Consider the following 23,571-nt stretch of genomic DNA (forward strand, 5'->3'; position numbering starts at 1 on the left):
TAAATAAGCTTCCAAGAAGTACAATCGAACAACTGTGATCTCTATTTTTCTTAAACGTCTTTCTCCCAACATACTGTTCTTAGAGGTATCATTAATACCCATATAATTCGTAGCTTACTATTCTACTTAACCCTACGAATATGACTCACTTTAATCACCTCATCATTGGAACAGGTCAGGCCCTGGGAACCCTTCTCGGCAAACTAATACCCACAGGAGATACCATTGGAGTTATTGAAGCAGATAAAGTAGGTGGCAGCTGTGTAAACTATGGTTGTACCCCTACTAAGACTTTGGTTGCGTCTGCCAAAGTATTCTACCAGGCTCAAAGAGGTGACTTTTATGGGTTCGAAACGAGTGGATTGAAATTAAATTTCGATCAAGTAAGAAAGCGAATGAATGAGATCCGAAACGGGGGTAGTAATGGGCTAACCAATTGGATGGAAGGGTCTTCCAATGTTGAACTAATTCGCGGAAAAGGACAGTTTGTTGGTTCTAAAGAAGTAGAAGTTGATGGGAATAGATATTCTGCAGATAATATTTATATCAACGTGGGGACCAGGCCTAGTGCTCCACCAATAAATGGTTTAGATGAAGTTCACTGGCTAGATAGTGCAGGATTATTGGATTTAACTGAAGTTCCTGACCATTTATTAATTATTGGTGGTGGTTATATCGGTGTTGAATTTGCGCAGGTCTTTAGAAGGTTTGGAGCTAAGGTCAGCTTAATTCAACGTTCCGATCAATTAATGCCCCGAGAAGATGCTGATGTAGCACAGGCTGTTCAAGAATTTCTGGAGGAAGAAGGAATAGATATATATACTGGTACAGACACACTTAATGTTGCTCAAAATGGGGAGACAAAAGAAGTAACAATAGAACAAAATGGAGATACAAAAACGCTTGTAGGAGATCAATTGCTAATTGCTGCCGGCAGAGTACCAAATAGTGATACTTTGAATCTTGAAGGTACTTCCATCCAAATGAATGATCCTGGATATATCCAAGTCGACGACTTTTGCGAAACAGGAGAGAAGCATGTATATGCTTTAGGAGATGTTAATGGACATGGTGGTTTTACCCACACAGCAGTTAATGATGCTGAAATTGTGTTAGACAAGCTATATGGCGGAGATAGAACACTAAGTACTAGAAACATGATCTATGGTCTGTTTACAGACCCACCATTGGGTCGAGTGGGTATGACAGAAAAAGAAGCTTTAAAAAGTGGAAAGCGGGTATTAAAAGCTGTAAGACCAATGAACCGTATAAGTAGAGCCAAAGAGATGGGTGAAACTAAAGGCTTCACGAAGCTTCTTGTGGATGCAGAAACAGATCTAATTCTAGGCGCTTCAATCCTTGGGGTTGGAGGAGATGAAATCATCAATATGTTCGCTACAATTATGCATTCCAAAATCCCATGTGTGCATTATAGAAAAGTAGTATTGGTACACCCTACAGTTTCAGAATTGATGCCATGGATACTTGATGGAATTAAGGAGGTGAAGGAAAGTGATGAGGCTTTGTGATTAACTCACTAAGAACTCTTTAGCACTTTCAAGGTCGTCGAATACTCTAACATTGCCTCCAGTGATTTTGGTATAAGCACTAAATATCAACTTCTTCAATCCACTTATGCCCACAAAAGCACGTTTCTCAGCACGATCTTTAAAATACATTTTGCCGTATTCTTTCATTTTGTTGCTAACTACAGGGTTAACAAATGCTCCTTCCGTATTGACCAGCACAAGCAATTTTTCAGAAGCCGCAAGGTATGCATCCTTCGTTTCTTCCAATAATTCCAATGATCGTGCTTCTGATTTAGATTCGGTAAGATCTACATAAAGTATTTCTTTCCCTTTGTGAGTAATGTAAGATAATGGCATTGGTGGCTCTTTAGTATTTTGTAATATACAAATCCGCATGTAATGGATTGAGTTATTTAACGCATCATTATACTAGTGGTTTTAATTGGTGATGTATAGTATTACTAAATATACGCTGTTAAAAATTCTTAATAATTAGTCATTCGATTACTCGTTCTTGATATTTGAACTTGTGAAAAAATTTCTACCCATAGCCCTACTTTTTTTAAGCTTTTACGGATTTTCCCAGAGAGATTATTTGTATGGAGAGGTGACCGATCTAAATAGCTCAGATCCAGTAATTGGAGCACATATCAGAAATTTATCGGCTGGCTTGATTACAAACACCAATGAGAATGGAAGATTCAAAATTCCCGTACAAGTTGGAGATTCTTTAGTTGTGACATTCGTCGGATACGAATCGATCTACTATACACTCGAGGATTTGAAAGACTCCATACATTTTGAATTGGTTCAGATGACCACACAGCTTGGAGAAGTAGAGGTCAACGTTTTCCCTGAATATTCACGCTTCAAAGACTTGATAATCGAAACGCAACCTATGGATTCATCACTGGTCGTATTTGGCCTTGATGCCATCCCACTAGATGCTTACGAGGTAGCTGCAAATGAAATGAAGATCAAACCAAACAATTACCAAGCTCCAACTATTGGCATTGGTTTCGATCTTGGTGGGCTTACTAAAAAAGGGAAAGAGAAGAAAAAGCTAAATAAAATTCTAGCTCAGCAAGAGCTTGAGCGCTCTGCTTTTCGCAAGTTTAACCGTGACTGGGTTTCACAAGAAACGAAACTCAAAGGCGACGAACTTACTGACTTCATTGCCTATTGCCAGTTTTCAACTGAATACTTGGTAGAAACCACACTTTTTGAGATTCATAAAAAAATGATGGCATTGCTGGATGAGTTTCAGGCTGGTAAAAAGAGAAAAAGAAAAGACAACTTTAATCCAGGCGCACAGATAACCAAAGATGTCAAATACTACATTGGCTAAATTTGGTCTTGATGATCAAAAAAATACTTGAGTTAGAAGCAATTGCTCGACAACTTGAACCTGATGCAACCGAAAGTCAAGAGCTCACACAAAAAGTGATTGAACAATCGCTGGATTATCTTGGAGCACTTCCAGAAACGAATGCATATTTCCAGAATCCAGAACCAGAACCAGCAGATCAAGATAAACTGTCTGAAGAACCCACTCAATTGGATGAAATACTTCAATTTTTAAAATCAAACGTAATTCTAGATGGCATTAATGCGGCATCACCAGGTCACATGGGATATGTTCCTGGCGGTGGACTCTACCCTTCTGCTCTTGGAGATTTCATAGCTGCTGTAAGTAATAAATATGCAGGCATCTTCTTTCCCGCACCAGGAGCAGCGCGAATGGAAAATATGCTCATCCGTTGGATGAACGAATTGATGGGCTTTCCAAAAACAGCAACTGGCAACCTAACTTCAGGAGGTTCCATTTCCAATTTAATAGCAGTAGTAACCGCCCGAGAAGCAAAAAATATTAAAGCAAAAGACTTTGATAAGCTCGTGATCTATTTGTCCGATCAAGCGCATCATTCATTGCAGAAGGCATTACGAATAGCAGGCCTCGGAGAAGCTCAGCTGCGATATCTCCCCATCAACGAAAACTTCGAATTAGATATTTCTAGCCTGGATCATTTGATACAAGAAGACCAATCAAACGGTCTTATCCCGTTCTTCATTAATGGCTCACTTGGCACTACAAATACAGGAACCATAGACCCAATACATTCAATGAGTGAAATAGCCTCAAAATATGGAATATGGTTTCATGTTGATGCCGCATACGGAGGTTTTTTTAGGTTGCTTCCAGGCATTGTGGATAGGACAAAGGGCATAGAAAAAGCAGACTCAATCACACTTGACCCACATAAAAGTCTCTTTCTACCCTTCGGGTCTGGTGCAGTACTAGTTAAAGACCTTAAATCTCTTTACAAAGCGCATAGGTATACTGCAGACTATCTTCAAGACCTTGTCGACTCTGAGCAAGAAATTAATGCTGCTGATGTATCTCCAGAATTAACCAAACATTTTAGAGGCTTACGAATGTGGTTACCATTAAAATTATTTGGCATAAAACCATTTAGAGCAGCGCTTGAAGAAAAAATGCTCCTGGCTCAATATTTCAGAAATATACTTTTTGAGAAAAATGGATTTGAAGTTGGACCTTCGCCAGATCTATCCATTACCATCTTTCGATATACTCCTCAAAATGGCGAGGCTAATAGTTTTAACGAAAAACTGATTAAAGCAATTCAAGATGATGGTCGAATCTTCCTGTCTTCAACAACCATCCACGGCAAATTCTGGATTCGAGTTGCTATCGTTGTTTTTCGAACGCATAAATCCAAAATTGATTTACTCATAAGGATTATTGAGGAGAAGGTTGAAGAACTCTTGAAGGCTTAGAAGGCTTCGCTAATACCGATATATATGCCGGTTTGACCACCTCGCGCTACTCCAATGTCAAGCCTGGCATTGAGTCTGCGCTCTGGTATGATTGCAAGTCTGCCTCCTAGACCAGCGACGTATTTGAATTCTGAAGTGCTAAAATCATTAATGTCAAAAGCTACATCTCCTACTCCTGCAAATACTGTCATTCCAAAGCGCCAAAATAACGGCCTGCGATACTCTACTTGCGTATACATCATTTGGCGATCACGATATAGGCTTGCGTTCGCAATTCCTCTCAAACGTTCATCACCTCCAAGTTGAGGTAGTTTATAAAATGGAGCTCCTGTACCGAATGTAAGTTGCGTCCTAAATTGAAAAGCCAGTATGTGTTTTTGATCTTTTAAATCGACATATTTTCTAAAATCCGCCAGGTAGCTAGAAAAACCAAAATCTCCGATTTCATTTATCAAAAGCCTACTCGAAATGAAGTACCCCTTTGTTGGATAGAGTGTATAATCTCGTGTATCATATCGAAATGAAGGTCCTATGCTTGCAAGGTTTCCCCCATTCAATCCAACTGGTAAATCAGTCTCTAGCATTCCTGCTTCTATCTTATCTCTAAGGCTGGTGAAATGAAAATCAAATGCAATCCCAATGAACATTTTGGGATTTAAGGGGTGTAAAAATTGTCCTTCAATCTGAAAAAAACGATTCGTATACATTTCTGAAACATCAGGATCACGATCATTTCCAATTCCATAGTATGAATCAGGGAAATTAAAATACCTCATAGAAGTATTTAAATTCCTCCCATTCGCGAAGTAGTAATCAAAGTTTACAGCGGCAATAGATTGCCTTTTTAGTGTGTAAATGAAGAATGGAGTTAATGTAGATTGCCGTTGAAATCCTGACTCTGCACCCTCAGAGTTACCCAAAACCCATATTGCAGCTCCACCAAATTGCAAACTTGTCTCCGGCGCGTAACTTATTGCTGGAAAAACAGCAAACGAATTCTCATTCGCAGTGGTATCTGATTCTTGTGCAAAAACACAAAAAGGAAGGAGGAGAAGAACTCCTAAAACTCGTTTCACCAAAAGGGCTAGTTATGGAATTTCACACATCTACAGCTTAAGTAGTGTCTATCACCCACCTTAGAATGATAGATATTCTCATCACCCTTTTTAAGCGTGATAATACCTGCTGAGTTGCTATCCTTTAGTTCATTGTCCCACCAGTTTCCATGAACACCTATTCCCTTAAATGTTCCATCTGGATTTCCGAATCCACCAAAAAGCATATCCATATCACTGGCTTTACCTTCTATCAGATATTTACCTGAGTGATGCCAGCCTCCAAAAAAATGAAAGAGGTGTTTCCATTCATGTATGGTAGGAACGTGCCAACCATCTGGACATGCAAGGTTAGCTTGCTCATAATTATAAAGCCTACCAAAAGTATTTCCATACTCTCCAGTATTGTTATACACCTTAGACCCAGACACTTCAAATGTTACATTCTCAGCAAACCATGTACGCTCAATGGTTCTTCCATTATGTTCTCTAATGAAGGTGATTGTAGTATAAACTTTCCCATCTCTTTCGTCAGTGTATGAACCCATTTTATGAGAAAATTTCTTACTCTTCTCTTCCTTATTTTGCGCATTGACAAATGCAGCTGCAAAGAAGACCATACAAACTGCGAGGTAATATTTAGCTTTCATCTTCGGTGGTTTAATCATTAACAGAAACAAGTAGCAAATCTAATCCCTTACTTCAACAATCATCTCAATTTCAACAGCAATGTTACGCGGTAAAGCTGCCATCCCAACTGCTGCTCTTGCATGTTTTCCCCTATCGCCAAATACTCCGACCATTGTGTCAGAAAATCCATTTATCACTTCAGGTTGATTACCGAAATTACTTGCGCTGTTTACCATTCCTAATACTTTGACAATCCTTACCACTTTATTCAAGTCTCCTATTTCTGCTTTCAAAGCTGACAACTGCGCCTGCGCAACCAACTTTGCAGCTTCATACCCTTCCTCTACTGTGAGGTCCTCCCCCACTTTACCAGTCACATATCCACCTTCTGGTAAATTAGGACCTTTGCCAGCCATGAATACCAAGTTACCTGTACGTACGGAATTTACGTAGTTTCCTGCCGGAGGAGCTGGTTCTTTTAGCTCAATACCCATTTCAGCAATTTTACTTTCGACATCATAGTCATAAAGTGCTGTGGTATCTGCTGTAATTGTCTCATGAGTGTGATCATGAGAATGATTACAAGCGGAAAGAAATAAGATAAAAATGGAAGTAAGCAATAAGGTTCGCACGATATCAGTATTTTAAATTTTGGAACTAAAGTTACATGACATCAGCGAACCCATTGCTCGAATTAGGCGATTAGATACAAATCCAACCTCTTTCATCTGATTGAATTCAATAGCGAGTATAGGTGTCTGTCAAATAAAAAAGCAGAATTGCTTTCGCAACACTGCTTTTGATAACTCTTTGTCTACCTTGACTATTCGCTCTCTCTGATTGCCTTGAACTCCGAACCTTCTTTCCACTTAGGCCAGTTGGCAGAATTAGCAACATTAAGACCTACTTCCATCATCAATGCACCATCTAGCGCCATACCGTCATATACCCAGCTGTCACTAATTTCATCTTGTGGCCTGTGATACTGAGATGTTAAATAGATCTTATTCAGACTGTCTATGTATGATACTCCCTCAGTCATATGTTCGTAGGATCCTGAAGCATAAAGTGCTGGAATACCAACTTTTGCAAATTGAAAATGATCCGATCGGAAAAAATAGCCTTTTCCTGGATCTGGATCTGGAATGATATAGCGTCCTTGTTTCTTGGCAATCTCTTCAGCAATATCTTCTAATTCCGATTGCCCATATCCTACTACGGTCAAATCTTTCATTGGACCAAAAGTGGTGATACCATCCATATTGATATTCGCTACTGTTTGGGCTGGAGGATAAATGGGGTTTTCTCCATAATGCTTAGATCCCAAAAGCCCTTGTTCTTCAGCTGTAACAGCCAGGAATACAACAGACCTTTTTGGCTTGTCCATTTTCACCATAGCCTCAGCTATTCCAAGTAGTGTAGCTGTTCCTGATGCATTGTCGTGGGCACCATTATAAATGCTGTCACCTTCAATTTCAGGACCTATTCCAAGGTGATCCCAATGAGCAGAATATATGATGTATTCGTCTGGGTTTTCAGAACCAGTAATTTTTGCAACTACATTCTTAGATTGATCACGCTTGATTTTGTTTGTTACTGAAACCGAAGCATTCATACCAAGACTCACAGCTTTGAAATCTCTGCTTCTAGATCGAGCGGCAAAATTCTTCATATCTACATTTGATGCTTCAAAGATTTTGATCGCCGCATTCCGAGTGATCCATCCTAAAATTTCAGGTTGATATGCACCACCGCTCTGATCTAAGTATAAGCTTGCACCTGACCAGGAATTTCTTACAACTGACCATCCATATCCTGCTGGAACTGTTTCGTGGATAATCAAACATCCAGCCGCACCCTGTCGAGCAGCCTCCTCATATTTGTAGGTCCAACGACCGTAATATGTCATTGTCTCACCTTTAAAGAAGGTAGAATCCCCAGAAGCAAAACCAGGATCATTCACTAAAACAACTACGGTTTTTCCCTTCACATCTAAACCTTCATAGTCATTCCAATCGTATTCAGGAGCAACAACACCATATCCCGCAAAGACAAGTTCTGAAGCATCAATTGAAGTCGACTCTACTACTTTCTCAGTATAAGCAACAAATTCATCAAGCACCTTCAACTCTACCGTCTGACCATTGCCTTCAACTGTCATCACCTCAGATGGGCTAGCAGTAAGTTCTACCATCGGCACATCTTGAGTGTAAGAATCACCATTTCCCGGCTCCAAACCATAGGCTTTAAACTGATCTACTAAATAATTTACTGTTTTAGTCTCTCCTTCTGTGAAAGGCTTTCGTCCTTGAAAATCATCAGAAGCTAGCGTTTCCACATGCTTCTGTAAGGAAGCTTCGGATATCTCAGGTGTTGCTGATGATTCAGAATTAGATGTCTCGGAGCTAGGTTGACATGCATAAAACATGACTCCAAGGCTTAATAAGGCAAGGTATTTTTTCATAATATAACGTGTTAATAAGAAGCGCCAATTTAATGGAAATTAGAGAAGTGTTTCGAATAGCGGCATTCAATAAGAAAGGATCTAATTATCTTAGTCAATGGCCTTTGAATATCAAAAAAGACCTGTTATTTAAAATATCACACACTCATAAACTAGAGTTCCAACGTGTTATGGAAAAGAAAGAGATAAATGGCTACCCTCATGTTGCTTATGAGCAAACTGTCTATAGCTTAGACGAAGCCGAAAAAAGAGCCAAAGAATATCATCAATGGCTTGATACACGAAGGACTGTAAGAGACATATCCAATCGGCCTGTCAGCAAAGAGTTGATAGAAAGCTTGATAATGGCGGGTTCAACTGCTCCTTCTGGTGCACACAAACAGCCTTGGACTTTTTGCGCGATCTCAAATAGCGAAATAAAAAAAGCAATAAGAGAAGCAGCAGAGAAGGAAGAATATGACAGTTATCACGGAAGAATGAGCGTGCGCTGGCTAAAAGATTTAGAACCAATAGGCACAGACTGGAACAAACCATTCATTGAAGAAGCTCCTTGGATCGTTGTAATATTTAAACGTGTTTATGAATCGGTCGATGGAGAGAAGAACAATAACTACTATGTCAATGAATCTGTCGGAATTGCTTGTGGGATGATTATTTCAGCAATACACAAAGCTGGGTTAGTCACTTTAACTCACACACCATCTCCGATGAATTTCTTAACTAAAATTCTGAATCGTCCAGAAAATGAGCGTCCATATCTTTTGCTGCCAATAGGTTATCCTAAAGATGATGTTTTCGTTCCCGACTTGGAAAGAAAGCCGCTTGAGGACGTGGCAGTATTTTATGAGTGATTGGCAGGATATTGAAGCAGGTTGGCAGGGTAGTAAAACCCACACCTCCTACCTTCACATACGAAATCCACCTATCACGCATAGCACCGTGGGTAGCTAAGTTGCTTCCATGATCTATTCATGGAAGCTTTTTTTATCTTTAGTCAGCAAGTCGCCATAGTCACATGAGAACATCTCTGTTCATTTTCACTGTAATCTCGTCATTGCTTTCTTACTCGCAAGACTTTGAATATTGGTACGATTCAGCAGAAAACAACATTCGCAATTATGAAGTTGGGAATCCCGCCGTTGAGAAGGCACTTGCATTGGTTGAAAAAAATGATTCTTCCAAATGGATCAGAGCATTACAGCTAAAAAACGAAATTGATTTTTTTAATGGCAGTTCTGGCTCATTATTATCCACGAGAACAGATACGCTTGTAAAAATTGCAATCCAAATTAAAGATTTTGCATTCGCTTGCAGGTCATTCATTGACCTAGGGTATTACTATCGCAAACGAGAAGGAGATTTTAAAAAAGCGGAAGAGTGTTACAATAAAGCACTAAACATTGCAGAAGCGAATGATCTTCCGCAGTCCATTGCTGATGCAAATAATGCACTCGGTGTTGCTCATTACTACAGCGGAAATCATAAAAAAGCACTTGACTATTACAAGGCCGCCATGAAAGAATACATTAAAGTCAATGATTCTGCCCGCCTTTCTAAGTCCTATAACAACATTGCAATCATTTTCAAAAATCAAAAGAATTACCCTAGAGCCATTGAATATTATTTACAATCGATAGCCATCTTTAGGAATATAGGTCAAGATGCTGACCCTCATATCCTGGCTAATCGCCTCATCAATCTTGCAATGGCCTATCAGGAGGTCGATAGCTTTGAGAAAGCGGAAAAAGCAATATTGGAAGTAATAGACATTGATCGATCGCACAGTGAATTCGATGATTTCCTCTATGATCATGTGCTTCTCATTGAAAATTACAATAAACAAGGGCTACATCAGAAGGCAATTGATCTATCCTACCAAATGGAAGCAAAATGTGACTCCATAAATCACAATGTTTTAAAGTTGATCTTCCAAATCAGGCGAGGCTGGGTATTTCAAGATCATGCCATGTATGACAGTGCGCTTTATTGGTACGATCGCGCTGCACCAATTGTAGGTCAAGATGGCGTAATCGAAGATTATGAATACCATAAGAATAGAGCTGAGGTATTGGTTGGGTTGGAGAGATACAAAGAAGCTATTGCTTCGTCCCGACAAGGACTTGAAATTGCGTTGGATGTAGGCGTCAAAAACTGGATCGTACAACTATATAAACTCTTGTATAAGAGTTATAAAGGCCTTAATCAGAATAAAGAAGCGTTAGAAAATCATGAGCTATACCGAGCATACGAAGACTCTTTATGGACAGAAGATAAGTCTATAGAAATCGGCTTAATGCAAAATGAATTTGAAGTTATGGAGGTGGAAGCAAAAAACCAGCTACTTGCATCAGAAACAGAGTTGCAGCAACAAAGAATACGCTCTCAAAATCTCATCATTTTCTCCATCGGAGCGATTGTAGTTCTATTGCTTGCTATTGCGATTTTATTACGAAAACAATTAATAGAGCGAAAAAAGCTTTTACTAAAAATCGAAGGGCAATCTATCAAGCTCCAAGAACTGGATCAGGCCAAGACACGCTTTTTCGCAAATATCTCCCATGATTTACGTTCACCTCTCACGCTTATACTGGGTTCTTTAGATAAAATTATTGAAAGAGATTATGAGATAATGGATCGAGAATCCAAAGAGCTCTTAGACATGGGAATCAAAAATGGAAAGCGTCTCTTATTTCTCGCCGATGAAATTATGGATCTCACAAGATTAGAGGAAGGGAAAATCACACTCGAACTCCAGTATGTAAAAATCGTCCCCTATTTGAGACTCCTGACCAAGATGTTTAGCAGTGCTGCTGATATAAAATCAATAGAATTAAAATTCATCAGTCATACAGAGGATGAGACTGCACTTCAAATCGACCCGCATCAATTTGAAAAAATTATATACAACCTGCTGTCGAATGCAATCAAATTCACTCCAGATAATGGCACAGTAGATGTACAGGTTAATACAGACAATCAACATCTGGAAATCGCTATTTCTGATTCCGGACCCGGTATCCCAAAAGAAAGTCTTGATTTGATATTTGACAGGTATTATCAATCTTCTAACTCAATCAACTCACAAGCAGGCGTTGGAATAGGCCTAGCCCTGGTAAAGGAGTTGGTAGAGCTTCATGGTGGAGAAATAGAAGTCAGCAACGGGGACAAAGGATCTATTTTCACCATTCGTTTCCCTTTCAAAAAAAGTGATTGGATTTCAAAAGCAATCATACCCGAACGCTCACTCGATGTAGTAACTCGTAATTCACTTTGGATGGACCTTCAAGAAGAGAAAGAAAGATTGCAAATTCCAAGTATTAAAAACACAGATCTAAATGCTAAGTCTATTCTCATTGTAGAAGACCATAAAGAGCTTAGATCCTATTTACAGAGCATTCTAAATACACATTTTCGAATATACCTGGCTGCCAATGGAACGAGTGCACTTGAAATGCTACAAGCAGAAAAAATAGATCTGATCATTACGGATCTAATGATGCCATACATGGATGGATTTGAATTGGTAGATCATCTAAAAAATGATAAAGAGCTAAAGAAAATCCCTGTGGTAGTCGTAAGTGCAAGAACTGACAAAAAGGAAAAACTTGACCTAATTACTAAAGGTGCAGAAGATGTCATTAGTAAGCCATTCGATAAAGATGAGCTTCTTGCCAAGATTCAAAACATACTTGAACGCGATTGGGATAGTGGCAAGGTGTTTTCCAAGTTATATGGCGAAAACGCTGAGGAATTCGAAAAGAACATCATGCAGCGGCTAGAAGTGCTAATCATAAAACATGTTGATGATCCACACCTGTCCGTGTTGGACCTTGCTGATGAAATGGCGGCAAGTGAGCGAAAGGTATATCGGATGATTAAAAAAATCTCCGGTCTAACACCTTATGAACTCATCAAAGAAGTGAGGTGGCAGTACCTCGAAAATCACTTAAAAAACAATAAAGTAAGAACTGCGACTGAAGCTGCCCAATTAATTGGAATGAACAACGTGAGTTCTTTTGCCGCGCAATATGAAAAACGCTTTGGACATCCGTTTAAGGACGTTTTGGAGCGCTGAAATGAGAATGGCAGAAATTGAAAGTCAGTTGGCAGGATTTAAAAACTAAACCATATCAACTTGGAAGTATCAAACATAAAGCCGCCATCATTATGCAAGTTATTTGGTACAACACCGCCTCTCAATCTTACCAGTATGGAACATATGAAGAGTTTCAAATAAAGCTTACAGTCAAGCCAAACGAAATTTTAGGTCTTGAACGATTCAGAAATACATCAGAAAGAACACTTTTAAAAATTGTCTCAGAATTGAATAAATGTCAATTGTCGAGATTAAGATAATCCCCTGACTAGGGATTTTTGACTATAGCTGGTTGACGACCCTGACTCCCATTTTTGCTTTGGGATGTCAGGGTTTTCTATCTTTGAGTAGATACGCACCCGCAAAACCTACTATGAGAACATTAACTATCCTTCTATTAGCAGTTCCATTATTCAGCTACTCTCAAGCACAAACTGCAGATAAACTTCGATCACAGGGGTTTAAGAAATACGATATTAAAAGTGCTCAGATAACCTATGAAATTTCCGGCGATGGAAGTGGAGAGGAAAAGATGACCTTCGATAATTATGGCTGGACAAGCTTGCGTCAGCAAGAAATGACATTTGAACTTTATGGGATTACAAGTACGCAAACTGTCTATGAAATAACCGATGGGGATTTTGTGTATCGACTAAATCCTGATGATTCAACCTATACTTCTAAAAAGGATTTAAAGTGGAGTCAGCAAGCTTCATATAAAAATCCGAGTCAGGTTTCAGAAGCTATTCTATTCTCTATGGGAGGATCGCAACAATCGGATGCAACCTTGAATGGAAAAACATGTCAAGTCTGGACTTTTGAAGGAAAGGCAATTAAAGAAATGTGGATTTGGAATGGGCTCGTAATGAAGCGAAAAGCAAAACTAGGTGATCGTAATATTGTAATGACCGCTACCGATGTACAGACTGATTTGAATGCTAGCGCTGAAATATTCAAAATCCCTTCTTACTTTCGCGAAAAAGAATAGATGCACAAACTATTTCTCATAATCTCGTCAATTTCGGGGATGTTAGCAGTTATGCTTGGTGCTTTTGGAGCACATGCACTCAAAGACAAGTTACAGTCTGAAGGAAACTTAGATACTTTTCAAACTGCTGTTCAATATCAGTTTTATCATACATTGGCACTTTTAGGTATAGCATTCTTGCTAACAAAGTATGAAAGCCAGTGGCTGAATTATGCTGGATATAGCATGTCTTTTGGCATTCTTATATTTTCCGGGTCGCTGTACATCTTATGTTTTACTGGCATAAAATGGCTTGGAGCGATCACTCCCATTGGAGGATTGCTATTTATTCTTGGGTGGGCTTTCTTACTTACTGCTGCGCTTAAAACGCTTTAATATCCTCAAGAAAGGATTGAACAACCCTTTCTTGATTCAAGCATTTCTATTCAGTACTCATAATATTTCCATAGATGTCAATCAGAGTTATTTTGAAGTGAGAAAGGTTCTCTTCATCAACATTTCTAACCACGACATCATACACTTTGGATGGCATTGCAAACAATTCATGATCATCTTCATTTATTGGGTAATAACCATTCGGATGATTTACACTTCCCGGATAATCTTGATGAAAATCATCCTTCCTTCTTTCATATAGGCTTGATACTTTGTCATGACCATTGAATGGATATGAAAAAATGGATAAAGACTCATTTATGTGTGGTGTATCTCTTTCAGCTGCATCATCAATCATCTGTCTTGCTTCAAAATTCAATCGGTCATCCAAACTCAATTGATCATTAGTCACTCGAATTTCAAGAAGAGACAGGACATTACCTTTTAGTGCAATTCGAAAATACGCTTCATTCAACTTCTCATTAAACCCTATTAAGCTAATGAAAACATCATCTGGATTTTTTAATGCTTTATAGAAGGCAGACACATTTGGATTGAGAAGTCTTCCAGGATGAATATATTCACCATCTACTCTCAAATCCCAATGAAGGTGACAAGTAGAGGCGCCTTCATGCCCCATGTATCCGAGCAACTCACCTTTGGCTACCGGTACATCATCATCATCATCATCAATTTTGAATTTATCTTCTACTGAACTTTGATGACGGTATACCATACGAACCTCGACTTCTGTGCCATCAGAATATCTCAATGGCTCATCACATTTGATATAAATGTCATTCTTTTCTTCTCTAAAATTGTAAACCACACCGGCGCATGCACTGTATATAGGTGCAGGATTCGATTGTTCTAATGATTCACCATCGTCAGGACAATGGAATGAGCTTTCCCCAAAGGTCAGCTGATCACTGAAATCTATACCTCCATGAAGATCTTGTTGTAGTGTTTCTACTTGATAGTTTAAGAATCTTGGGCCGTAGCTGGCTTTAACGAGAATATTGTATTCAGATGGATCGTATTCATTGCTTGAGAACAGATTTGAGTTAACCGGAGAAGCAAGATCAAAAGCTACATTTTCATCCGATCGCTTTTCCATTTCAGTATCAACAGCGTGTTTGAGAGAATAAGAAAAGGGCAACTCAATATCTATATCACAGACGTCACCTATCCCATCACCATTACTATCCAATTGATCAGGATTGGGAAGCAATCTGCAATTATCTATTTCATTCGCAACCCCATCTCCGTCTATGTCATCATCACAAACATCTCCTATACCATCATCATCAGTATCCAATTGATCTGCATTTGCTGTTTCAGGGCAGTTATCAATATCATTAAGTATTCCATCCAAATCGCAATCTTCACATGTGGTTGATTCATCGTTGCTGCATGAGATCATTTGAAATGCTAAGATTGTTAAGAGTAGTAAACTGGCTTTCTTCATTGTGCTTGATTATTTTTTTCACAATGAATGATAAATAGAACCCCGTTGTTGAATATCAACAGAAAGAAAATTGCTCAGTAAATAGACAAAAAGTCTACCTTGTCTGGATCAATGAATAATATATGAAAACTAAGGAATGTCCATCCTGTGCTATGGAGGTAGATGCCAAAAGCAAAGAGTGCCCCATTTGTCAGTATGAGTTCGCTGAGGTGAGCACTGGATACAAATGGATAGCTATTCTCTTGATTATAGTAATGCTACTTTACCTCGTCTTCTGAGGGAATTCATCAATGCAAAACAAAATGGTATTCAAACCCATTCTTAATCAGAGATTTTAATTCTTAGTGACTTAGCATATGTAATTTTCTTTCCCAGGCTTTGCGCTTTGAGTATGAATGAATGAAGCGTCATGCTAGATAAATTATCAGCTTGCAATTCCTTTTCACCATTCCATTCGCAATTTTCTAAAGGATACTCTCCTTTTACTTCCAATGTTTTTTGAAAAAGCGCATAAAGTGAAGGTGACTCAGCACTTACCTTAGCTTTCTGATCTTCTTCCATTGGACTCTCTTGTTCATGGTCCGAATCGATACAAATGGTTAACTCGTCTTGAGTATCAACTTGGCTTAATGCTGCTTCCATTTCAAGTGGAGAATTCATAATCAGTGTCATATGTATTTTTTTTGATTCGAATGCGAAACTAAAGGCACTGATTCATATATTTTCATTTAACTTTATTATATAAAACATAAATTTTTATTTATGAATTACACACTACATCAACTAAAAATATTTCTTAAAGTAGCTGAATATCAAAGCATTACAAAAGCTGCTAATGAATTACATTTAACACAGCCAGCTATTTCAATACAACTAAAAAAATTGCAAGAACAATTTGATTTGCCGCTAACCGAAGTGGTAGGAAGACAGCTTTTTATTACGGATTTCGGAAAGGAAATCATGCTCAGAAGCAAGAGGATTTTGGAAGAGTCAGAGGCTATTAAGTATACCATTGAACAGTACAAAGGATTCCTCACAGGCAAAATAAAAATCTCTGTGGTATCAACTGGTAAATACGTGATTCCATACTTCTTGAAAGCTTTCATCGACAAATATCCAGGCATAGAAATATCCATAGATGTATCTAATAAAAACAAGGTAATCGAAGGACTTGTTAAAAACGAAAGTGACTTCTCTCTTGTATCCATTGTACCGGATGAACTCAAAGTAAACCGTGTGGAATTGATGGAAAACAAGCTCCATCTTATTGGCAATGTTGATTATGAGGGTGCAGTTAAAATCAAAGACCTGGAAAAGGTGACCTTACTTTTCAGAGAAGAAGGTTCCGCAACCAGAAAATCAATGCTGGAATTCCTTGAAAAGAATAATGTCTCCATCAAAAAATCAATGCAGTTAGTTTCAAACGAAGCTGTGAAGCAAGCAATTAACGCAGGATTGGGATTCTCCATCATGCCTTTAATTGGACTCCGCACCGCGTTAACTAGCGAGAAAATGAAAATTTTCCCTCTGAAAGGCCTTCCAATTATTACCAAATGGAACCTTATTTATTCACAAGGTAAGCGGCTAACTCCCGCCCAAAATGCGCTAATAGAATTCATAGAAGAAAACAAAGGCAAACTCGTAGAAGAACACTTCAACTGGGCCATAGAGCCAAGCTAATCTGAACTATTCTACGACGTTAACCTTCATCATATTGGTATGTCCTTGCCAGTGTTGAGGCATGGAAGATGTATTGATAAACACATCTCCCTTTTTGAGATTCCCTGTCTCTTTGAGCTTATTTTCTATCTGAACAAGCGTCTCATTGATATTATCATGAGAAGTATATAGAAAGGTTTTAACTCCCCACAGCAAACACATTTGATGAAGAAGCTTTTCATTGTCAGTAAATAAATAGATTTCGGCTTTTGATCGGTGCATTGCGGTTCTGAATCCGGTATATCCAGATTTGGTCATGCAAACAAGTGCTCTCGCTGAAGTATGTTCTGCAAGTCTACAAGCAGCTCGTATTAATAGGTCATTCATTCGAGTACTGGACTCAAAATGCTTTTCATAGTATTTATTGTAGATCGAATCAGCCTCTGACTCTACTGACATAATGGTCTCGGACATTTTCTGAACTGCCTCAACCGGAAATTTTCCAGCTGCAGATTCCGCTGATAGCATTAATGCATCCGCCCCGTCCATCACAGCATTGGCAACGTCATTCGTCTCAGCTCTTGTCGGACGAGGATTTTCAATCATACTTTCCATCATCTGAGTAGCGATTATTACAGGCTTAGCTGCTTTATTACACTTCTCAACAATTTTCTTTTGCCAAATAGGGACTTCATGCATAGGAATTTCAACTCCTAAATCACCTCTTGCCACCATCACAGCATCAGTTACCTCAATGATTTCATCAATATTTTTGAGTGCCTCAGGCTTTTCTATTTTGGCTACTACTTTGGTCCCCTTGCCAGATTTAGCAATGATGTCTTTGAGCTCTCTTATATCATCCGCCTTGCGAACAAAACTTAGTGCCACCCAATCAATATCTAGCGATAACCCAAACTTGAGATCTTCTAAATCTTTTGGAGTCAGTGATGGCGCTGAAACAACTGTATCTGGAAGGTTAATCCCCTTTCTTGACTTCAAAACGCCACCGTGCACCACTTTGGTCAATACTTCGTCATTTGCAGCTGAAATCGTTTCAAGCTCAATATTTCCATCATCGATCAGGATCGTATCTCCTGGTTTTACATCATTTACAATCTGGGTATAAACTGTACTTACTCGCTTATCATCTCCTTCAATCTCATTGGTAGTAATTACTAACTCTTGCCCATCTTTGATTTCGACGCCTCCATCTTTCACCAAACCAATTCGAATCTTTGGGCCTTGTAAGTCCTGAAGAATACCAACATGATAATTATTCTCTTTGCCGACCTCACGGATGAAGTCTTTAACCTTGGTATGATCATCATGCGTGCCATGCGAGAAATTTAGCCTCAACACATTAGCTCCAGCTTCGATCAATTCTTTGATCGTTTCTTTGTTATTACTTGCTGGACCAATAGTTGCAACAATTTTTGTTCTCTTGGTGATTGAACTCATAAGGTTATTTAGTTTAGTAAAAGAGATTCTCTTTAGATTTTAAGGTGTCAAATTTAAGTCGCATTGCGTACTCAATGATAGGAATATCTTTGAATATTGCGTTAACGTTTTCGGAAGTCATTTCATCCGTCAGATCTTTAAACTTCAATAAAAAGTCAAACTGCTTTAATTCTGGCATTAGAAGTTTCTTAGAAAGACTACCACTTCCTACGAGCTTGTTTTGCAGTAGCTCAAACAAAACAAACTCTGTTTGATAGATATAGTTTGAAATTAAAATAGCTGTATTGTCCGCGTATTCAATTTTGATATCATCTTTTTTGACCAAAGTAATGTTTAAAGCCTGATTTAAATGCCAGGCTAACTTGTATTCTTTCTTGTTGCAGACAAGACCAAACAATTCAAAATCAGCAGCGTAACCACCATCTAATTTATTTTTCTTCATACAATGTGCAAGCTAAGCCCTAAATTCGCAACGAAGAGATGTCTTCAATACTAATTTGATTTTAGTTTCAGAATATATTTCTTTGCAACTCATTTTTAACCAAACATTACAAAAATGTCTGAAATAGCACAAAAAGTAACGTCAATCATTATTGACAAACTAGGTGTAGAAGAGTCTGAGGTAACTCCAGAGGCAAGCTTCACCAATGATCTAGGAGCTGACTCTCTTGACACTGTAGAGTTGATCATGGAGTTCGAAAAAGAATTCAACATTTCTATACCAGATGACCAGGCTGAAAACATTGCCACTGTAGGTCATGCTATCTCTTATCTAGAAGAAAACGTTAAGTAATCAACCAACTTAGCAAATAAAATTTATGGAATTAAAACGAGTCGTTGTAACCGGAATTGGTGCCCTTACCCCTTTAGGAAATACTAAAGATGAATATTGGGATTCTTTGGCCAAAGGAGTAAGTGGCGCGACTCTTATTACTCGATTTGATACTGAGAAATTCCGTACAAAATTCGCTTGTGAAGTAAAAGGCTTCAATCCTCAGGATTTTCTTGACAGGAAAGAAGCTAGAAAAATGGATCCTAATACACAGTATGGGATGGTCACTGGCGAACAAGCCATTGTAGACTCAGGATTAGATCTTGATACAGTTGACAAAACTCGTATCGGAGTAATCTGGGGATCAGGCATCGGTGGATTTAGCACCTTCCAGGAAGAAGTGATAAACTTTGCTAAGGGAGATGGCACCCCGAGATACAATCCATTTTTCGTCCCTAAGATGATCGCAGATATCACCCCTGGTCTTTTATCCATTAAATATGGATTTATGGGACCAAACTTTGCTACAGTATCTGCTTGTGCTTCATCCAACAATGCAATTACAGACGCATTCACTTTTATCCAACTAGGAAAAGCTAACGCCATCCTTACAGGTGGATCTGAAGCAGGTGTAATTGAGTCTGGAATTGGAGGATTCAATGCGATGAAAGCACTATCTGAAAGAAATGATTCACCTGAAACTGCTTCCAGACCTTACGACAAAGATCGAGATGGTTTCGTATTGGGTGAAGGTTCTGGAGCTATCATGCTCGAAGAACTAGAACATGCCAAAGCAAGAGGTGCTAAAATCTATGCTGAGGTACTAGGTAGCGGTATGTCTGCCGATGCACACCACATTACATTGCCTCATCCAGAAGGAGCAGGTATTGAGTTGGTGCTTAGAAATGCCATCGAAGATGCTGGTATCAAACCAGAAGATGTAGACTACCTAAATACTCACGGAACTTCAACTCCAGCTGGAGATGTTGGTGAGATCAAAGCTGCACAACGTGTATTTGGAGAACATGCATACAACATGAACATCAGCTCGACCAAGTCAATGACAGGTCACCTGCTTGGAGCAGCCGGAGCTGTTGAGTTCATCGCATGTCTCATGGCATTGGACAGAGGAATCATTCCTCCTACCATCAATCACTTTACTGATGATCCTGATATAGATCCAAAATTGAATCTTACGTTCAATAAGGCACAGGAAAGAGAAGTGAACATCGCTATGAGCAACACTTTTGGTTTCGGTGGTCACAATACCTCCATTGTTATAGGCAAATACAAAGGCTAGTGTCTTCCCTTCCGAAACGATTATCGGGCCGGTTTCTTAATTCTCTTAAATCCGAAAAAAAACTTCGACAGTCTTTCCGTTTGATTACGGGTAGATCGCCGATCAACCTTGCTTTGTACAAACAAGCAATGCGCCATAGCAGCGTAGCTTCTGTAAATGAGCAAGGAATCAAGAATTCTTATGAGAGGCTAGAATACCTGGGAGATGCTATTTTAGGTATGATCGTCGCAGAATACCTGTACATGACGTATCCCTTCAAAGAGGAAGGTTTCCTTACCGAGATACGCGCAAAAATTGTAAATCGCGAATCTTTAAATCAATTGGGGCAGAAAATTGGCTTGAAGGAATTGGTACAGTACAATCAAAATTCACGGGCACATCGCTCCGTTTATGGAGACTGCATGGAGGCGTTGATTGGTGCAGTCTATCTGGATCACGGCTTCCAATACAGCAAGAAGTTTGTTATCAAAAAGCTGCTTCGTCCGCACTACGATTTGGATGATCTGATTTCCACCATTACCAACCATAAAAGCCGATTGCTGGAATGGTCACAAAAGGAAAACAAAGACCTTCGATTTGAAATCATCAGCGAAGAAGATCGAAAGTTTACCGCCCAGGTTTTTATCAATGACCAGGCCATGGCCAAAGGTTTTGGGTTTAGCAAGAAAAAAGCAGAGCAAGATGCTGCTCAAAAGACCTACGAGCAACTTAACTTAGACTAGTTTAAGATCTTTAGTGTCATCTCGAAGCCTGATGCAAGAAGGCTGAGAGATCTAATTATGAAATCACATAACTACTTTGTTTACATAACTACAAATCCAAAAAGAACTGTTGTTTATATTGGTGTGACTAATGACTTGCAGACAAGGTTGGGCCAACACTACAACAATAGAGGGAATCCCAAAACATGGGCCTGTAGGTATTTTTGCTACAATCTAGTTTGGTGGGAAAGGCATGGATTCATAGAACATGCAATCGAAAGAGAAAAAGAAATTAAAAAATGGAGAAGAGAAAAAAAGAATAATTTGATTGAACAATTGAATCCCAAATGGAGGTTCTTAAATCAAGAAATTCAAGATTAGATTTCTCCTTAACCTGTCACGACAGGTACGTCGAAATGACATAAATGAAATTAAATTCAAAAAAACTATCACTCGCAGGTGCCTGTCTCAATCAAACTCCCATTGATTGGGCCAATAATCTTCGAAACATTGCATCCGCTATAGATGAAGCGAAAAGCGAGGGCGTGGATATTCTATGTCTACCCGAACTGTGTATCACAGGATACGGATGTGAAGATTTGTTTTTGAGTCAATGGCTTCCTGAAACGGCTTTAGAAAAGCTAAATGAAATAGTTCCACTATCTAAAGGCATCGTGGTTACTGTTGGATTACCCATTCGTTTCGAAGGCCAGATCTACAATACAACCTGCCTACTCGATGATGGCGAAATTTTGGGCTTCTATGCCAAGCAAAAGCTGGCCAACGATGGTGTGCACTATGAGCCTCGATGGTTTACTCCCTGGAAATCTAGAAGAATTGAACACCTCGAGATAAATGGAAATTCCTATCCACTCGGACACATTACTGCGCAAGTAAAAGGAATAACCATCGGATTCGAGATATGTGAAGATGCATGGCAACCAGACCGGCCTTGCGAGCACTTGGATAAAAAAGTAGACCTCATCCTGAATCCCAGTGCCTCTCATTTTGCTTTCAAAAAAGCCGCATACAGAGAAGAATTGGTGACCAAAAGCTCCAAACAATTTGACTGTGTCTACTTGTATGCCAACCTACTTGGCAATGAGGCCGGCAGAATGATCTACGATGGCGATGTCTTGATTGCGCAAAAAGGAAACCTCATCGGTAGAAACCACCGACTGTGGTATCACGACTACCGATTGCTAAAAGTGGAAGTTGACTTTGATACTGACAATGCCGAGACGAACATCAAGCCCGACTATAAAAGTCAAAACGAGGAGTTTGCACATGCTGCATCCCTTGCCTTATTTGATTATTGCAGAAAAAGCAGAAGTAAAGGATTTGTGCTATCACTCAGTGGTGGCGCCGATTCTAGCACCATAGCTACGATGGTAAGTTTCGCTGTACGGACGGGACTTAACCAACTAGGGAAAGAAGAATTTCAACGCAAGCTTGGTTTTAACCTAACTGGAGATTCCGAACAAGAAATTACCTGGCAACTGCTTACCACCGCCTATCAGGCCACAGGAAACTCCTCTGATGCTACGTTTAATTCTGCGAAAAACTTAGCTGATAGCCTTGGAGCCACATTCTACGATTGGAATATCGATGCAGAGGTAGACCAGTATCGCTCCACAATTGAGACAGCCATCGGGCGCAAGCTTACCTGGGATCATGATGACATTACTTTACAAAACATTCAGGCACGCGCTCGCTCACCAATTATCTGGATGCTTGCCAATCTGGAAGGCAAGCTATTGCTCGCCACTTCAAACCGAAGCGAGGGAGACGTAGGCTACGCTACCATGGATGGCGACACCAGTGGGAGCATCTCTCCTATTGCCGGGGTAGATAAGCACTTTGTCTTGCAATGGCTGAAGTATGCACAAACTGAGCTTAGCTTTGATGGACTTAGTGATGTGAACGCACTCACCCCTACTGCGGAACTGCGACCAGAAGATCAGCACCAGACTGACGAAGAAGACTTGATGCCTTACGAGGTGTTGATGCGGATTGAACGTGAAGCCATTCTCAAAGGGCAATCACCCAAACAGGTATTTGAGGCTTTGAAAAACGAATACAACGAAGCGAATCTGAAAGATTGGATCAAGAAGTTTTATCGCCTGTGGACCAGAAACCAATGGAAACGTGAGCGCTACGCTCCGAGTTTCCACTTCGATGACTTCAACATTGACCCTCGCTCGTGGTACCGCTTTCCTATTTTGAGTGGAGGGTATATCGAGGAGCTGGAGGGGTTGTAAGTTCCTGTTATCCAAT

23 protein-coding genes are annotated in these 23,571 nt (G+C 39.4%); 14 read left to right on the forward strand and 9 right to left on the reverse strand.

Annotation, left to right across the window (positions count from 1 at the left end):
* Positions 1-140: 140 nt before the first annotated feature.
* Entirely contained in the window at positions 141-1,529 is a 1,389-nt protein-coding gene (locus ACY650_RS01225) for a mercuric reductase (protein ID WP_462250927.1), read from the forward strand.
* Here the strand turns inward: ACY650_RS01225 and ACY650_RS01230 are convergent, their stop codons facing one another.
* A complete protein-coding gene (locus tag ACY650_RS01230; protein WP_462250929.1) occupies positions 1,530-1,886 on the reverse strand; it encodes a hypothetical protein in 357 nt (118 codons plus the stop codon).
* A 172-nt stretch (positions 1,887-2,058) separates the two neighbouring features.
* Here ACY650_RS01230 and ACY650_RS01235 point away from each other — a divergent pair, with 172 nt between their 5' ends.
* Both ACY650_RS01235 and ACY650_RS01240 read left to right on the forward strand, forming a co-directional pair.
* Positions 2,059-2,877, forward strand: a complete 819-nt coding sequence (locus ACY650_RS01235; protein ID WP_462250931.1) for a carboxypeptidase-like regulatory domain-containing protein — start codon at positions 2,059-2,061, stop codon at positions 2,875-2,877.
* Between the two features lie 11 nt (positions 2,878-2,888).
* On the forward strand, positions 2,889-4,328 hold the full coding sequence (locus ACY650_RS01240) for a pyridoxal phosphate-dependent decarboxylase family protein (RefSeq protein ID WP_462250933.1): 1,440 nt from the start codon (positions 2,889-2,891) through the stop codon (positions 4,326-4,328).
* Here ACY650_RS01240 and ACY650_RS01245 read toward each other — a convergent pair.
* The 4 genes from ACY650_RS01245 to ACY650_RS01260 all read right to left on the reverse strand — a co-directional run bounded on the left by ACY650_RS01245 (position 4,325) and on the right by ACY650_RS01260 (position 8,477).
* The gene (locus ACY650_RS01245; RefSeq protein ID WP_462250935.1) at positions 4,325-5,404 is read right to left on the reverse strand and encodes a BamA/TamA family outer membrane protein; all 1,080 of its coding nucleotides are present in this window, start codon (positions 5,402-5,404) and stop codon (positions 4,325-4,327) included. The genes ACY650_RS01240 and ACY650_RS01245 overlap by 4 nt on opposite strands.
* A gap of 8 nt (positions 5,405-5,412) precedes the next feature.
* On the reverse strand, positions 5,413-6,033 hold the full coding sequence (locus ACY650_RS01250; RefSeq protein WP_462250937.1) for an FISUMP domain-containing protein: 621 nt from the start codon (positions 6,031-6,033) through the stop codon (positions 5,413-5,415).
* A gap of 39 nt (positions 6,034-6,072) precedes the next feature.
* The gene (locus ACY650_RS01255; RefSeq protein WP_462250939.1) at positions 6,073-6,645 is read right to left on the reverse strand and encodes a RidA family protein; all 573 of its coding nucleotides are present in this window, start codon (positions 6,643-6,645) and stop codon (positions 6,073-6,075) included.
* A 191-nt stretch (positions 6,646-6,836) separates the two neighbouring features.
* Complete coding sequence (locus ACY650_RS01260) at positions 6,837-8,477, reverse strand: M28 family metallopeptidase (RefSeq protein ID WP_462250941.1); 1,641 nt, start codon at positions 8,475-8,477, stop codon at positions 6,837-6,839.
* A 32-nt stretch (positions 8,478-8,509) separates the two neighbouring features.
* Here ACY650_RS01260 and ACY650_RS01265 point away from each other — a divergent pair, with 32 nt between their 5' ends.
* The 5 genes from ACY650_RS01265 (at position 8,510) to ACY650_RS01285 (ending at position 13,936) form a co-directional block, all read left to right on the forward strand.
* On the forward strand, positions 8,510-9,328 hold the full coding sequence (locus ACY650_RS01265; protein WP_462250943.1) for a nitroreductase family protein: 819 nt from the start codon (positions 8,510-8,512) through the stop codon (positions 9,326-9,328).
* Between the two features lie 164 nt (positions 9,329-9,492).
* A complete protein-coding gene (locus ACY650_RS01270; protein WP_462250945.1) occupies positions 9,493-12,552 on the forward strand; it encodes an ATP-binding protein in 3,060 nt (1,019 codons plus the stop codon).
* A 92-nt stretch (positions 12,553-12,644) separates the two neighbouring features.
* On the forward strand, positions 12,645-12,833 hold the full coding sequence (locus ACY650_RS01275) for a hypothetical protein (RefSeq protein WP_462250947.1): 189 nt from the start codon (positions 12,645-12,647) through the stop codon (positions 12,831-12,833).
* A 113-nt stretch (positions 12,834-12,946) separates the two neighbouring features.
* Positions 12,947-13,561, forward strand: a complete 615-nt coding sequence (locus tag ACY650_RS01280) for a hypothetical protein (RefSeq protein WP_462250949.1) — start codon at positions 12,947-12,949, stop codon at positions 13,559-13,561.
* Positions 13,562-13,936 (forward strand): DUF423 domain-containing protein, encoded by a 375-nt coding sequence (locus tag ACY650_RS01285; protein ID WP_462250951.1) that lies wholly within the window; start codon positions 13,562-13,564, stop codon positions 13,934-13,936.
* A gap of 46 nt (positions 13,937-13,982) precedes the next feature.
* Here ACY650_RS01285 and ACY650_RS01290 read toward each other — a convergent pair whose 3' ends face one another.
* Positions 13,983-15,404, reverse strand: a complete 1,422-nt coding sequence (locus ACY650_RS01290) for a thrombospondin type 3 repeat-containing protein (protein ID WP_462250953.1) — start codon at positions 15,402-15,404, stop codon at positions 13,983-13,985.
* A 321-nt stretch (positions 15,405-15,725) separates the two neighbouring features.
* Positions 15,726-16,076 carry a hypothetical protein gene (locus ACY650_RS01295; protein ID WP_462250955.1) on the reverse strand — a complete coding sequence of 117 codons (351 nt, stop codon included), beginning with the start codon at positions 16,074-16,076 and terminating at the stop codon, positions 15,726-15,728.
* Positions 16,077-16,166: 90 nt separating this feature from the next.
* On the opposite strand from ACY650_RS01295, the gene ACY650_RS01300 reads away from it, so the two are divergent.
* Complete coding sequence (locus tag ACY650_RS01300; protein WP_462250956.1) at positions 16,167-17,084, forward strand: LysR family transcriptional regulator; 918 nt, start codon at positions 16,167-16,169, stop codon at positions 17,082-17,084.
* Positions 17,085-17,090: 6 nt separating this feature from the next.
* Here ACY650_RS01300 and pyk read toward each other — a convergent pair whose 3' ends face one another.
* Together pyk and ACY650_RS01310 are read right to left on the reverse strand one after the other, a co-directional pair.
* Positions 17,091-18,521 (reverse strand): pyruvate kinase, encoded by a 1,431-nt coding sequence (gene pyk / locus ACY650_RS01305; protein WP_462250958.1) that lies wholly within the window; start codon positions 18,519-18,521, stop codon positions 17,091-17,093.
* Positions 18,522-18,534: 13 nt separating this feature from the next.
* Positions 18,535-18,963 carry an IPExxxVDY family protein gene (locus ACY650_RS01310; RefSeq protein ID WP_462250960.1) on the reverse strand — a complete coding sequence of 143 codons (429 nt, stop codon included), beginning with the start codon at positions 18,961-18,963 and terminating at the stop codon, positions 18,535-18,537.
* A gap of 114 nt (positions 18,964-19,077) precedes the next feature.
* Here ACY650_RS01310 and ACY650_RS01315 point away from each other — a divergent pair, with 114 nt between their 5' ends.
* Genes ACY650_RS01315 through nadE form a run of 5 tightly spaced genes read left to right on the forward strand, consistent with a single transcriptional unit; the run spans position 19,078 to position 23,555 of the window.
* Positions 19,078-19,314, forward strand: a complete 237-nt coding sequence (locus ACY650_RS01315) for an acyl carrier protein (protein ID WP_089358163.1) — start codon at positions 19,078-19,080, stop codon at positions 19,312-19,314.
* Positions 19,315-19,339: 25 nt separating this feature from the next.
* The gene (fabF, locus tag ACY650_RS01320; protein WP_462250962.1) at positions 19,340-20,593 is read left to right on the forward strand and encodes a beta-ketoacyl-ACP synthase II; all 1,254 of its coding nucleotides are present in this window, start codon (positions 19,340-19,342) and stop codon (positions 20,591-20,593) included.
* Positions 20,593-21,315 (forward strand): ribonuclease III, encoded by a 723-nt coding sequence (gene rnc, locus ACY650_RS01325; RefSeq protein WP_462250964.1) that lies wholly within the window; start codon positions 20,593-20,595, stop codon positions 21,313-21,315. Before fabF ends, rnc begins: the two co-directional genes overlap by 1 nt.
* A gap of 57 nt (positions 21,316-21,372) precedes the next feature.
* Complete coding sequence (locus ACY650_RS01330; RefSeq protein ID WP_462250966.1) at positions 21,373-21,675, forward strand: GIY-YIG nuclease family protein; 303 nt, start codon at positions 21,373-21,375, stop codon at positions 21,673-21,675.
* Positions 21,676-21,719: 44 nt separating this feature from the next.
* A complete protein-coding gene (gene nadE, locus ACY650_RS01335; RefSeq protein WP_462250968.1) occupies positions 21,720-23,555 on the forward strand; it encodes an NAD(+) synthase in 1,836 nt (611 codons plus the stop codon).
* Positions 23,556-23,571: the final 16 nt, after the last annotated feature.

This window comes from Ekhidna sp., assembly GCF_963691765.1.
In the GTDB taxonomy this organism is placed as follows: Bacteria; Bacteroidota; Bacteroidia; order Cytophagales; family Cyclobacteriaceae; genus Ekhidna.